Here is a 13780-nt window from a genome sequence, read left to right as displayed (position 1 = left end):
CCGGAGGGTCCGGGGGATATGAGCGGAGGATTAGCACATTCGGGTGACGGGACACCGTGGGCGGCAACGCCCGGCGAGGAGCGTTCAGCTCTCCTGCGGAGCGACCGGCGCGGTCTGTGCGGCCCGCGTGGGCGTGGGCGTGGCCGTCACGTCATGCTCCGGGACGGCCTGGCCGGAGCGGATCAGGTCCAGCCGCCCCAGCACCTTGGCCCGCAGGTCACTGGGCACGTCGTCATGACCGCAGCACCGCTTGACCAGCTTCTTCACGGCCTGCTCCAGCCCGTACTTCTCCAGGCAGGGCGAGCACTCGTCGAAGTGCTGCTTGAACTTGACGCGATCGACGTCCGGCATCTCACTGTCGAGGAACTCGTACAGATGATCGAGTACCTCGCCGCAGTCCGTCTCGTGCGGCTCTCCGCAGCTCATGAGCCCGAACCTTTCGCTTCGTTCGACTCCCCGGCGCCGGCCGGGACGAGCCCGCGCTCACGCGCGTAGTCCTCCAGCATGCCGCGCAGTTGACGGCGGCCCCGGTGCAGCCGGGACATGACCGTACCGATGGGTGTCCCCATGATGTCCGCGATCTCCTTGTACGCAAAGCCCTCTACGTCGGCAAGGTAGACGGCGATGCGGAATTCCTCGGGGATCGCCTGCAGCGCCGACTTCACATCCGAGTCGGGCAGGTGGTCGAGCGCCTGCGACTCCGCGGAGCGCAGACCGGTCGACATGTGCGACTCGGCGCGGGCGAGCTGCCAGTCCTCGATCTCCTCGGCCGCGGAGCGCTGGGGTTCACGCTGCTTCTTGCGGTACGAGTTGATGAAGGTGTTGGTGAGAATGCGGTACAGCCACGCCTTGAGGTTGGTGCCCTCGCGGAACTGGTGGAAGGACGCGTACGCCTTGGCGTACGTCTCCTGCACCAGGTCCTCGGCGTCCGCCGGGTTGCGTGTCATGCGCAGCGCGGCCGAGTACATCTGGTCGAGGAATTCCAGCGCGTCCCGCTCGAAGCGCGCGGTGCGCTCCGAGGTCGACTCCGCGCTCGTGCCCTGGCCCTCGGGCAGCTCCGCCTGGCCGTTGTCGGTCCCTGCGTCGGTCCCAGTGACCGGACCCACCTCCTCAAGATCCAGGGCAGGACCGAAACCGATCCCACTCGACTCGGAGGATAGAACACGACCCGGGCCTGCCGCCGCTCGAATAGGAGCGGTCTTGGCCGCGTGCAGCACTGTCCAGTCCAGGTCAGCGCTGCTGGTACGGCTCGGGCAGATGGTCGAACCCATGCGGCGGACTTCCTCTCCTTCGGCGTCGGCACTGGTGCCCCAGCGCTTCTGTCCGGCTCAACAGTGGTCCGCCGCTCAACATTCCCGGGCGTCACCCGAGTGCCGCGGTCCATCCGACGACCGCGTCCGTGATGATGGCCACTACCTGGTCCGGCTCGATGTCCGCCCTCTTGGGCACCGCGAATCCATGATCGGCGCCCGGCACCTCGACCAGCCGGTAGTCGCCCGCCGGGAACTCGGCCGGCTTTCCGAACGGGTCCCTCCCGCCCTGGACGACGAGGGTGGGCACCCCGGTCCCCAGCAGCTCCTCGGCCCGCGACTTCTCCGGCCTGCCCGGCGGGTGCAGCGGGAAGCCGAGGGCGAGGACGGCGGCGGCGCCCAGCTCCGTGGCCGTACGGCAGGCGACCCGGGCTCCGGCGCTGCGCCCGCCGGACACCACCGGCAGCCCCGGTGCGGCGAGCGCCGGCCACACGCCCCGCCAGCCCACGTCGAGCGTCCTGGGCGCCGGGGCGACCTTCTTGCCGGCGACCCGCCAGGGCTGCTCCACGAGTGCGACGGTCACGCGGTGCTCCGGCAGCACCGCGGCGAGAGCCTGGAGGTCACGGGCCTCGATGCCGCCGCCCGCCCCATGGCTCACGGCGAGCACCAGCCGCGCCTGCTCCGCCTCGTGCCAGGTGATGCGGGCGTCCCCCGCCTCCGTACCGACGATCTTCGAAGTGGTCACGCCAGAAGGCTAGAAGAGCGTGCTCTCTTCCGGTGCCTCCAGCTCGGTCAGCAGCTCCGGGCCGTTGTTGCGGACGTTGCTGACGGCCGTGGCGACCGGGTAGGCCCGCATCAGGCCCTCCGGCGGCGGGGCGAGCAGCGAGCGCAGGTCCTCGACGTCCGTGCGGGCCGGGTCCAGCCAGGCGTCCCAGCGCTCCGGGGTCAGCATCAGCGGCATCCGGGGGTGGATGTCGGAGAGCGACCGCGGGCCCTCGGCGGGGGCCACCGCCAGCGGCGAGGTCTCCGCCTCCGTGGTGATCACCGAGCAGGTCACCCACCAGGCCAGCGGATGCTCGTCGGGCAGCGTGCGGTCCCGCCAGAACTCGTACAGCCCGGCCATGGCGAAGACCGAGCCGTCGGCGGGCAGCACGAAGTACGGCTGCTTGCGCGGCCGCTTCTTCCTGCCCTCGACCTCCAGCTCCCGCTCCTCCGCGGCGGTGACCCACTCGTAGTAGCCGTCGGCGGGCAGGATGCAGCGGCGGGCGGCGAAGGCGCGGCGGTAGGACGGCTTCTCGTGCACGGTCTCGGCGCGCGCGTTGATCATCCGGGCACCGCCCTCGGGCGACTTGGCCCAGGAGGGCACCAGGCCCCACTTGAGCCTGCGCAGCTGACGGACCGGCCGCTTGTCGTCCGCGTCCTTCAGGGGCCGGTCCAGAACCGCGTAGACCTCCTTGGTGGGGGCCACGTTGTAGTCGGGCACCAGAGTCTCCTCGGGCTCCCACTTCTCGACCTCGAAGATTCCGGCCAGGTCCTCGGGCCCACGACTCGACGCGTACCGTCCGCACATCTTCACAACCCTACATTTCACTCCCAGGGCTGAAGCCGGGACGGCGGAATCGGCACCGGGCCGCGCGGGGCAGTGCACGCACCTCTGGCATATGTGCTGGTCAATAACTCAAGCCGATATGCAGATCAGGCAAACATCCGCAAGTAGTGCAAAATTCTATTACTTCCCTCTTTCCATGCGCCTTGCTAAGTTTTTCAACGCTTCGGATGCCTTTTCCGGACATTCAGCGGTGATACCTCTCCCGCATCCCCCTCCTCCCCGCCCGACGGCCGGCGCCAGGCCGTGGGCTGCCGCGGCACGGCGCACAGCACTCAGCACCAGGAAGGACTCCTGTGGGAACCATCGACACCATCAAGGACTTCTACGGCGATGTCGCCGACGACTGGAAGAAGGCCTGGGACGACCTGCTCGACCGCGACGACGATGACGATCTGCCCTTCGGGCTGCCCGCGCACGCCTTAGCGGCCATGCCCGGGGACACGCTGCGCACGCTCACGGCCATGTCCCTGCTCCAGGACGAGGACAACAAGAAGAAGAACAAGAACAAGAACCGCAATCTCGCGGCCCTCGCCCTGCTGTCCGGCGGAGCCGGCGGGACCGGCGGGCTGGGCGGGCTGGGCGGGCTGACCGGGCCGGGCGGGATCGGCGGTGCCGCCGCTGCCGTCCAGCAGCCCGTCGCCGCCCTCACCGGGGCCGTCGGCTCCCCGGCGGCGGTCGGGGAGCTGACCCAGCAGCTGGGCGCGCTCCCCCACCAACTGGCGGCGCTGCCCCAGCAGATCCAGCAACTGTCCGATGTGGTCGGCCTGTTGATGGACGCACTGAAGGCGGTGGAGCCGCTGCTCGGCGCGGCCGGAGCCATCGGAGCGGTCACCAAGAGCGTGCCCAGGAAGGCGTAGAGCCGCCCGGCTCCCCCTCCTCCCCTCGCACGCCCGCCCGCCGGCGTGCCGCGACGGACCCGCACTCCGTCGCGGTACGCGCGCCACCGGAAGGAACCCCGTTCATGGCCCCGCGCACCGGCAGCCGGATGCGGACGGTAGCCGCCGTACTGAGACAGGTCATCGGTGAGACCAGAGCGGCCCCGCCCTCCGACGCCCCGGACGAGCGGGAGCGGCGGCGGGCCCGGGCCGTGCGCGGTGCCCTGGAGAGCCTGGGGCCCTTCTACGTGAAGATCGGTCAGATGCTGTCCACCCGGCCCGACATGGTCTCCCCGATCATGATCGAGGAGCTGCAGAACCTGCACGACGAGGTGGACGTCCAGCCGTTCTCCGAACTCGAACCCGTCCTGGAGCAGAACCTCGGCCCGGACTGGAAGCGGTACTTCGACGACATCGATGTCGAGCGCCCGCTCGGCGCCGCCTCCCTGGCCCAGGTGCACCGGGTCACCCTGGCCGACGGCCGGCCGGGGGTGATCAAGGTGCAGCGGCCCGGTATCCGGGAGACCGTGCTGACGGACATGGCGCTGCTGCGCCAGGCCGCCCGGCTGACCGCCCGGGTGGCCCCGAGGTTCAGCACGGTCGTGGATGTCGAGTCCATGCTCGGCGGGGTCTTCGACGCCATGGAGCCGGAACTCGACTTCACCAAGGAGGCCGCGAACATGGACCGGGCGCGCGAGGCGCTGCGCGGCTTCTCGCGGCTGTCCGTGCCCGGCGTCCTGGCCGCCACCCCCGGGGTCCTGGTGCAGTCCATGGCGCCGGGGGTCTCCGTGCGCAAGGCGGACCCGGCCTCGCTGCGCGACCGCGACCGGCTCGCCGTCAGCCGCGAACTGATCGCGTTCATGTACCGCAGCTACTTCATCGAGCGCATCTACCACGCCGATCCGCACGCCGGGAACGTCTTCGTCACCGACGACGGGGAGGCGACGCTGATCGACTGGGGCATGATCGGCCGGATCGACCAGCGCACCAGCATGCGGCTGCTGCTGGTGCTCATGGCCGTCGCCCAGAACGACGGGCACGGCCTGGCCAAGGCCTGGGTGGAGATGGGCCGCACCACACCGTGGTCGGACATCCCCGGGTTCTCCCAGGACATGGCGGCGCTGGTGCCGAAGATCGCGACGGCCTCCCTGGACGAGCTGAACTTCGGCATCACGCTCACCAGCGTCCTGGAGAAGTCGACCCGCCGGGGCATCGCCTCCTGCCCGGCGGTCTCGCTGCTCGGCAAGTCCTTCGCCAACCTGGAGGGCTCGGTGCGCTGTCTGGCACCCGAGCTGGCGCTGGTCGACGTCTTCCAGCGCGAGGTCCCCCGCATCGTCCTGCACATGGTGCGCGAGACCGCCTCCCCGCAGCAGTCGGCACGGCGTCTCCTGGAGGCCACCCTCACCCAGGCCGGAGCCGCCGAACAGCTCCGCGCGCTGAACGACGACATCGCCGACCGCACCCTCAGGGTGCAGTTCAGCGAGGTCGTGCCGACCCGGTCCCAGGGCGGCAGATCCGGCCCGAACGTGGCGCTCGCCCTCGGTGCCCTCGCCCTCTACCTGGACCACCGGCGGCGCCGGGCGTGAGCGCCCGCCGCCGCCTCTCCCACCCGTCCGTTTCGGGTGGCGTGACCCGTCACCCGTGAACCGAAGGTCTCTGTCTGCCCGTGTGTGTCACAACAGCACCCTCGTGGTTCCCGCACGCCCTGCCGGGCGCGTCCCGGCCGTCCCCTCCCCGCGTCCGGTTCTTCTGCATCCCCCACGGCGGCGCCGGCGGCTCGGTGTTCCGCCCCTGGCAGCACCTGCTCGGCCCCGGCACCGAGGTCGTCCCCGTCCAGTTGCCGGGGCGTGAGATCCGTATGACGGAACCCGCCGAGACATCGGTCGTCCGGCTCGCGGAGAAACTCGCGGCCCCGCTCGCCCGCCGGGCCGAAGGGCTGCCGTACGTCCTGTTCGGCCACAGCATGGGCGCCCTGCTCGCCTATGAACTCGCCCTCGCCCTCCAGGACTCCGGCCGTCCGCCGGCGGCGCTGGTCGTCTCCGGCAGCGTGCCGCCCCACCTCCCGCGCTCCACCCCCGCCATGCATCCGCTCCCGGACCGCGAGTTCGTGGCCGGGCTGCGGCGACTGGGCGGCATTCCACCGGAGTTGCTGGCCGACGAGGAGTGGCTCGCGCTCGTCCTGCCCCAGTTGCGCGCGGACTTCGAGGCCGCCGAGACCTACCGGGCCGCCGCGGTGCTGCGGCCCGGGATCCCGCTGATCGCCCTCGGCGGGTCCGACGACCCCGCCGCCGCACCCGCCGAGGTCGAGCGCTGGCGCGACCTCGGCACCGACGTCAGGGTCCGGGTCTTCGCCGGCGACCACTTCTTCGTCTTCGCCGCCGCCCCGCAGGTCCTCACCTTCGTGGCCGGGGAGCTGGCGTGGTAGGCGCGGCCGGGAAGGGCCGGTACGGCGTCGACGCGCCCGGCTGGCTGATCGGGCTGGGCGGCTCGGTCGTGCTGCCGCTGGTGGCGGTCGCCGCGGGGGCACCCCGCTGGCTGCTGCGGATCCCGGCGGTGACGGCCGCCCCGGCCGGGCTGTTCCTGCACGCCAGCGTGCGCGGCAAGTTCCTGGTGTGGGAGGAGCTCCTTGACGGGCTCCGGCTGCGCGGCGACGAACAGGTCCTGGACCTGGGCTGCGGGCGCGGCGCGGTGCTGACCGCGGTGGCCCGCCGGGTGGAGCGGGGCCGGGTCACCGGCGTCGACCTGTGGCGCTCCGTCGACCAGTCGGGCAACCGCGCCGGGACCACGCTGGAGAACGCCGGCCGGGAGCGGGTCGCCGACCGGATCGACCTGGTCACCGCCGACATGCGGCACCTCCCCTTCGAGGACGGCCGGTTCGACCTCGTGGTGTCCAGCATGGCCCTGCACAACATCACCGACGCGCGGGGCCGCGGGGAGGCGGTGCGTGAGGCGTACCGGGTGCTGCGGCCGGGCGGGCGGCTGCTCGTCGTCGACATCCTCCACACCGGCCAGTACCGCGACCTGCTGCTCGCCGCCGGCGCCCGGGACGTGACCTCGGCCGACGTCGGCCACCGGATGTGGTGGAGCGGACCGTGGGTGCCCACCCGGTGGGTGCGGGCGGAGAAGCCCGGGCACCCCGGTCCCTCGGAGCGTCCCGAACCTTCAACGGAAACCGGAGGACCAGCATGAACGCCCCCCTCAAGACCGTCCCGCGCAGTCTCGTCGACCTGCTGCGGACCCGCGCCGCGGAACAGCCCGGCCGGTCGGCGTACGTCTTCCTGGACAGCCACGGCACGGAGGAATCCACCCTCACCTACGCCGAGTTGGACCGCCGGGCCCGGCAGGTGGCGGCGGCCTTACAGGCGAGCTGCTCCCCCGGTGACCGGGTGCTGGTCCTGCATCCGCCGGGCACCGCCTACCTGACGGCGTTCTTCGGCTGCCTGTACGCCGGACTGGTCGCCGTACCGTCGTATCCGCCGCATGCCCGCAACGCGGCGCGGCTGCGGGCGATCGCCGCGGACGCGGCGCCCGCCGCCGTGCTCGCCGGTGACCGGGGCATGGCCACCGCACGGCGGCACCTGGCCGAACTGGGGTCCGTCGCCTGGCTGTCCGGCGCCGCCCCGACCGCCGACCCCGACGCCTGGACGGACCCGGGCGCCGGCTGGGAGGATCTCGCCTTCCTGCAGTACACCTCGGGCAGCACCGCCGTGCCGAAGGGCGTGATGGTCTCGCACGGCAACCTGCTGCACAACTCCGCCCAGATCCAGTGGCGGCTGCGGACCACGGAGGACTCCCGCCTGGTCAGCTGGCTGCCGCCGTTCCACGACATGGGGCTCATCGGCGGCATCCTCCAGCCGCTGTTCGGCGGTTTCCCCGGGGTGCTGATGGCCCCGGGCACCTTCGTCCTGGACCCCGTGCAGTGGCTGCGCGCGATCTCCGTGTACGGCGCCACGGCGTCCGCCGTACCGCCGTTCGCCCTGGACCTGTGTGTCGAGCGCGTCGACCCCGCCGCCGGGGCGCCGCTCGACCTGTCCGGTCTGGAGACCGTGGTGGTCGGCGCGGAGCCGGTGCCGGCCGCGGCCCTCGACCGGTTCGCCGCGCACTTCGCCCCCTGGGGGATGCGCCGGGAGGCGCTGCGGCCCAGTTTCGGGCTGGCGGAGGCCACGCTGATGGTGTCCTGCGGGGACCGGCTCACCGACGCGGCCGCCGTCACCCTGGACGCCGCCGCGCTGGAGGCGCACCGGGTGGTGCCCGGCAGTGCGGGGCAGCGCCGGACCGTCGTGGGGTGCGGCGGTGCCGTCGACGGACAGCGGCTGCTCGTCGTCGATCCGGCCGCGGGGACGCCGTGCCGGACCGGGCAGGTCGGGGAGATCTGGGTCGGCGGTCCGAACGTGGCACAGGGGTACTGGAGCCGGCCGGAGGAGAGCGCGGCCGTCTTCGGCGCCCGTACGGCGAGCGGCGAGGGTCCCTTCCTGCGCACCGGCGACCTCGGTTTCCTGCGGGACGGCGAGCTGTTCGTGACCGGGCGCAGCAAGGACCTGATCATCGTGCGCGGCCGCAATCTCTATCCGCAGGACATCGAGCGCTGCGCGGAGGGCGCCCATCCGGCGCTGCGGCCCAACGCCACGGCCGCCGTCGGCATCGACGGCGGCGACGGTGTGGAGCGGCTGGTCGTGGTCGCGGAGGTGCGGCGGGGGGTGGCCGCGCCGCCCGTGGCCGAGGTGGCGGATGCGGTCGGGCGGGCGATCACCGCGGAGTTCGACGTACGGCTGCACCGGCTCGTCCTGGTCCGCGCCTCGACCGTGCCCAAGACGTCCAGCGGGAAGATCCAGCGCCGGGCCACCCGGGCGGCGTTCGTCGCCGGGTCGCTCAGCGTGGTGGGCGAGTGGGCCGACGGGGCGTCCGCGGAAGACCACGACGGGGCGTCCGTGGAGGACTATCTGACCGACCTCGTGGCCTCGCTCGCCCCCGCCTCCGGGCGGCGGCCCGGGCCCGCGGACTCGCTGCCGGGCCTCGGCCTGGACTCACTGGCCATGCTGCGGCTCGCGGGACGGATCGAGCAGGACCTCGGGATCTCCCTCTCCGAGGACGCGCTCTACGACGCCCAGACGATCGCCGCGCTCGCGGCGGCCGTCGGGGAACGGCCGAGGTCCGCCTCCGCCTCCGCGCCGTCCCCGGCTCCGGCTCCGGTCCCGCCGGACGACCCGCACGCCCCCTTCCCCCAGACCGACACCCAGCAGGCCTACTGCCTGGGCCGCACCGGCACCTTCGAGCTGGGCAACGTCTCCACCCACGTGTACGTGGAGTTCGACGCCCCCGATCTCGACCTGCCCCGTTTCGAGCACGCCTGGCGGCGGGTGATCGACCGGCACGAGATGCTGCGCGCGGTCATGGTGCCCGACCGCAACGAGCAGCGGATCCTGCCCGAGGTGCCGCCCTACGAGATCCGGGTGACCGATCTGCGCGGGCAGGAGAAGGACGCGGCCGAGGCCGGGCTGGCGGCCGTGCGGGAACGGCTGTCGCACGAGGTGCGGCCCGCCGACCGGTGGCCGCTGTTCGAGGTGGCCGCCACCCGGCTGGACGACGGCCTGCGGATCCATCTCAGCGTGGACTCGCTGATCGCCGACTTCTCCTCCGGCCGGCTGCTCTTCGACGACCTGTCCCGCTTCTACTGCGAGCCCGACGCGGGGCCGCCCGCCCCCGCCCGCTCGTTCCGCGACCACGTCCACGCCGAGACCCGGCGCAGGGACACCCCCGAGTACCGGCGCGCCTACGACTACTGGTGGCGCCGGCTGCCGGAACTGCCCCCGGCGCCGCAGCTGCCGGCCCGGTCCGCGGCCGTGGACGTACCGCACTTCGAACGCCGGGACACCGTGCTGTCCGCCGGGACCTGGCAGGGCCTCAAGGAGCGCGCGGGACGGGCCGGGCTGACCCCGAGCGCCCTGCTGCTCGCGGTGTACGCGGAGGTGCTGGCCGTCTGGAGCAACAGCCGCCACTTCACGCTCAACGTGCCGCGCCTGACCCGTCCGGTGCGCGACCCGTCGTACGACGAGGTGTTCGGCCAGTTCGCCTCCTTCACGCTCCTCGAGATCGACCACCGGGGTGCCGAGACCTTCCTGGAACGGGCCCGGCAGGTGCAGCGGCGGCTCCGGGACGATCTGCGGCACGCGGCCGTCAGCGGGGTGGAGGTGCTGCGCGAGCTGATGCGCCTGCAGGGCGGGTACGACCGGGCGCTGATGCCGGTGGTGATGACGAGCAACCTCGCCTTCGCCGCCGCGGAGCGCACCCCTCTGGAACGGCTGCTCACCCCGGTGTTCACCATCTCCCAGACCCCGCAGGTCACCCTGGACTGCCAGGCCCATGAGCAGGAGGGTGCGCTGCTGCTGAACTGGGACTCGGTCGACGCGCTCTTCCCGGACGGGCTGGTCGACGCCATGTTCGACGCCCAGACGGCCCTGCTGCACCGGCTCGCCACCGACGAGGACGCCTGGACGCGGCCGGCACCGCTCGCCCTGCCGGAACACACCCACGCCGGCCCCGAACGCCCCGTCCCCGACCTCCAGGTGCAGCAGCTGTTCGAACGGCAGGCCGCGCTCCGCCCCGACGCCCCCGCCGTGATCGCCCCGGACCGGACCCTGTCCTACGGCCGGCTCGCCGACGCCTCCCGGCAGGTGGCCCGCTGGCTGCACGCGCACGGCGCCCGGCCCGGACAGCTCGTCGCCATCGTCATGGAGAAGGGCTGGGAACAGGTCGTCGCGGCCTACGGCGTGCTGTTCTCGGGGGCCGCCTATCTGCCCGTCGACCCGGACCAGCCCGCCCTGCGCGTACGGCAGCTGCTCGACCGTGGCGAGGTGACGCTCGTCCTCACCCAGTCGCACCTCGACGTGGACCTGGCGGGGCGGCTGCGGCTCTGCGTCGACCAGCCGCTGCCCGACGTCGCCGACACCCCGCTGCCGGCGCCCGGCAGCCCGGACGACCTCGTCTACACGATGTTCACCTCCGGATCGACGGGCGAGCCGAAGGGCGTGATGGTCCCGCACCGGGCGCTGGTCAACTGCCTGGTGCAGACGATCGAGACCTACCGGGTCACCGAGGCCGACCGCTGCCTCGCCGTGACGGCGCTCCACCACGACCTGTCGGCCTTCGACCTCTTCGGGCTGCTGGGCGCCGGCGGCAGCGTGGTCGTCCCGGCCGCCGCCGACCGCCGCGACCCGGCGCACTGGGCGGAGCTGATCGCCCGCCACCGGGTCACGGTGTGGAACTCGGTCCCGGCGATGATGGAGATGCTCCTGGAGAGCGGGGCCCGCCCGGATCCGCTCCGGCTGGTGATCCTCGGCGGCGACTGGATCCCGCTCCCCGTGCCGGGCCGGCTGCGCGAGCTGGTGCCGGGCGTCGAGGTCGTCTCCATCGGGGGTCCGACCGAGACCACGGTGTGGAGCATCTGGTTCCCGGTCGGCGAGACCGACCCCGAGTGGCGGAGCATCCCGTACGGCACCGCGATCGCCAACGTCCGCTACCACGTGCTCGACGAGCGGCTGCGGGACTGCCCGGACTGGGTCACCGGCGAGATGTACGTCTCCGGGGTGTGCCTCGCCGACGGCTACTGGCGCGACCCGGAGCGCACCGACGCGGTCTTCGTGGCGCACTCGGGGACCGGGGAGCGGATGTACCGCACCGGTGACCTGGGCCGGTGGCGGCCGGACGGCACCATCGAGTTCATGGGCCGGGCCGACTTCCAGGTCCAGATCCGCGGCCAGCGCATCGAACCCGGCGAGATCGAGTCGGCCCTGCTCGCCCATCCCGAGGTCGGCTCGGCCGTCGTCGCCGCCACGTCGGGCGCGGACCGGCCCGGCCATGACGGTCTGGTCGCCTATGTCGTCCCCGGCCGGCGGGACGGTACGGCGGACTTCGAGGCCGGGCGGCGGGCCGGCATCACGCTGCTCGACCCGCTGGCCCGGGCGGAGTTCAAGCTGGCCCGGCACGGACTGCGCCAGGAGCCCGGACGGCACCGGGTCCCGCTGCCCGGGGTCCCCGCCGAGCCGTCACGGCGGCGCAGCGACCGGGCGTTCCTCGGCACCCCGGTCGCCCTCGCCGAACTGGCCGCCGGCCTGGGCCTGCTGGGGCAGGACGAGGTGGACGGGCTGGCCAAGTGCCGCTATCCGTCGGCCGGGGGCCTGTATCCCGTCCAGACGTATCTGCACGTGAAGGCCGGTGCGGTGGCGGGCCTGGCGCCCGGGGCGTACTACGTGGACCCGCGGCACAACGCCGTGGTGCTGCTCGGCGAGGACGCGACGGTCGGCGCCGAGGTGCACGCCGGGCACAACCGCGCCCTCGTCGACGCGGCCGGGTTCACCCTGTTCCTGGTCGCCGACCTGGCGGCGATCGAGCCGCTGTACGGTTCGCTCGCCCGCGACCTGTGCCTGCTGGAGGCCGGCTACATGGGGCAGCTCCTCATGGACTGGGCGGCGGGCACCGACGTCGGCCTGTGCCCCATCGGCGAACTCGACTTCGAGCCGCTCAAGCCGCTGTTCGCCCTGGGCGACCGCCATCTGCTGGTGCACGCCCTGGTCGGCGGCCGGGTGGACCGTGCGGCCGCTCCCGTGCCACCGCAGGAGGCGCCCCTGCCGGCCCGGCTGCGCGACTGGCTCCGCGAGCGGCTGCCCTCCCACATGGTCCCCGAGCACGTCCTGACCCTGGACAGCTGGCCGCTCACCGCCAACGGCAAGGTGGACCGGCGCCGGCTGCCGGCCCCGCGGCAGGCCGCCGGCACGACCTCCGGCTATGTCGCGCCGCGCACCCCCACCGAGCACCAGCTGGCCACCCTGTGGAGCGAGCTGCTGGACGTGCCCAGGGTGGGCGTTCAGGACAACTTCTTCGACCTCGGCGGGCACTCGCTGGCCGCGACCCGGCTGATCGCCAGGATCCGCGACCGCTTCCAGATCTCGATCAGCCTGCGCGAGGTCTTCACCACCCGGACGGTCGCCGACCTGGCGACGGCGGTGGACCGGCGCCGCGGGGAGGTGAGCGGCGCGGTCTGATCCGGGACCGCGGACAGTGATCCGGGACCGCGGACAGTGATCTGGGACCGCGGACAGTGATCCGGGACCGCGGACAGTGATCCCGGTCCGAGGGCGGTGATCCGGGGACGTTCCCTCTCTCCTGGCCGTTGACACGCCGACCACACATGCATACGTGTCAGACTGCCGACTCCGTACGACGAGAGGGAACGACCGGAGACCATGGACACCAGCACAGCGACCTCGCTCTGGGACGAGCTGATCGGCACCCAGCCCGACCCGGACCTGTGGGTGGTGATCGCGACACTCGCCGCCGCGGCCGCCGTGGTCGTCCCGCACACCGTGTGGCGAATATCCCGCAACGCCATCACGATCGCCCACGAGGGCGGCCACGGCCTGGTCGCCCTGCTCACCGGCCGCCAGCTCACCGGCATCCGCCTGCACTCCGACACCAGCGGCCTCACGGTCAGCCGGGGCAAGCCGCACGGCCTGGGCATGATCCTGACGGCGGCGGCCGGCTACACCGCGCCCCCGCTGCTCGGCCTGGGCGGCGCGGCCCTGCTCGGCGCCGGCCGCATCACCCTTCTGCTGTGGGTCGCGACGGCCCTGCTCATCGCCATGCTGGTGATGATCCGCAATGCGTACGGCGTCCTGACCGTGTTCCTGACGGGCGGCGCGTTCCTGCTGGTGTCCTGGCTGGCCGGGCCCCAGGTGCAGGCGGCGTTCGCGTACGCGGTGGTGTGGTTCCTGCTGCTGGGCGGCGTACGCCCGGCGTTCGAACTCCAGGCGAAGCGGTCGCGGGGCGGCGCCGGCGACTCGGACGCGGACCAGCTGTCCCGCCTGACCCACGTACCGGCAGGCATGTGGCTGTTCCTGTTCCACGCGGTGTCGCTCTGCTCACTGATCGGCGGAGGCCGCTGGCTGCTCGACATGTGAACCGCACATCCCAGCCGACGCAGGCGCAGGCGCAGGCGCAGCCAACCAAGGCACACAGCCGACCTAGGCGCAGCCAACCAGGGGGCGCGGGGC

At 72.8% G+C, this 13780-nt stretch carries 10 protein-coding genes; 6 read left to right on the top strand and 4 right to left on the bottom strand.

The annotated features are described in order from the left end of the window. Positions 1-84 precede the first annotated feature (84 nt). From rsrA to ACFWXC_RS20415, 4 genes are all read right to left on the bottom strand, one after another. Positions 85-426 carry a mycothiol system anti-sigma-R factor gene (gene rsrA, locus ACFWXC_RS20430; protein ID WP_384480549.1) on the bottom strand — a complete coding sequence of 114 codons (342 nt, stop codon included), beginning with the start codon at positions 424-426 and terminating at the stop codon, positions 85-87. Beyond that, positions 423-1106: an RNA polymerase sigma factor SigR gene (sigR, locus tag ACFWXC_RS20425; protein ID WP_362569623.1), complete on the bottom strand. Its 684-nt coding sequence runs from the start codon at positions 1104-1106 to the stop codon at positions 423-425. The genes rsrA and sigR overlap by 4 nt, the downstream gene beginning before the upstream one ends. Before the next feature lie 256 nt (positions 1107-1362). Continuing rightward, complete coding sequence (locus ACFWXC_RS20420; protein ID WP_384480546.1) at positions 1363-1995, bottom strand: alpha/beta family hydrolase; 633 nt, start codon at positions 1993-1995, stop codon at positions 1363-1365. 9 nt (positions 1996-2004) lie between these two features. Continuing rightward, on the bottom strand, positions 2005-2820 hold the full coding sequence (locus ACFWXC_RS20415; protein ID WP_384480544.1) for an SOS response-associated peptidase: 816 nt from the start codon (positions 2818-2820) through the stop codon (positions 2005-2007). 332 nt (positions 2821-3152) lie between these two features. Here ACFWXC_RS20415 and ACFWXC_RS20410 point away from each other — a divergent pair, with 332 nt between their 5' ends. The 6 genes from ACFWXC_RS20410 to ACFWXC_RS20385 all read left to right on the top strand — a co-directional run bounded on the left by ACFWXC_RS20410 (position 3153) and on the right by ACFWXC_RS20385 (position 13687). Next, positions 3153-3716: a hypothetical protein gene (locus ACFWXC_RS20410; RefSeq protein WP_384480542.1), complete on the top strand. Its 564-nt coding sequence runs from the start codon at positions 3153-3155 to the stop codon at positions 3714-3716. 104 nt (positions 3717-3820) lie between these two features. Continuing rightward, on the top strand, positions 3821-5320 hold the full coding sequence (locus ACFWXC_RS20405; RefSeq protein WP_384480540.1) for an ABC1 kinase family protein: 1500 nt from the start codon (positions 3821-3823) through the stop codon (positions 5318-5320). 80 nt (positions 5321-5400) lie between these two features. Continuing rightward, the gene (locus tag ACFWXC_RS20400) at positions 5401-6159 is read left to right on the top strand and encodes a thioesterase II family protein (RefSeq protein ID WP_384480538.1); all 759 of its coding nucleotides are present in this window, start codon (positions 5401-5403) and stop codon (positions 6157-6159) included. Next, positions 6153-6923, top strand: a complete 771-nt coding sequence (locus ACFWXC_RS20395) for a class I SAM-dependent methyltransferase (RefSeq protein WP_384480536.1) — start codon at positions 6153-6155, stop codon at positions 6921-6923. Before ACFWXC_RS20400 ends, ACFWXC_RS20395 begins: the two co-directional genes overlap by 7 nt. Next, the gene (locus ACFWXC_RS20390; protein ID WP_384480534.1) at positions 6920-12772 is read left to right on the top strand and encodes an amino acid adenylation domain-containing protein; all 5853 of its coding nucleotides are present in this window, start codon (positions 6920-6922) and stop codon (positions 12770-12772) included. Before ACFWXC_RS20395 ends, ACFWXC_RS20390 begins: the two co-directional genes overlap by 4 nt. 201 nt (positions 12773-12973) lie before the next feature. Beyond that, entirely contained in the window at positions 12974-13687 is a 714-nt protein-coding gene (locus tag ACFWXC_RS20385; RefSeq protein WP_384480533.1) for a M50 family metallopeptidase, read from the top strand. The last annotated feature ends 93 nt before the right edge of the window (positions 13688-13780 follow it).

This window comes from Streptomyces sp. NPDC058683 (assembly GCF_042716195.1).
Lineage (GTDB): Bacteria > Actinomycetota > Actinomycetes > Streptomycetales > Streptomycetaceae > Streptomyces.
This window is presented reverse-complemented; position numbering and strand designations above follow the sequence as displayed.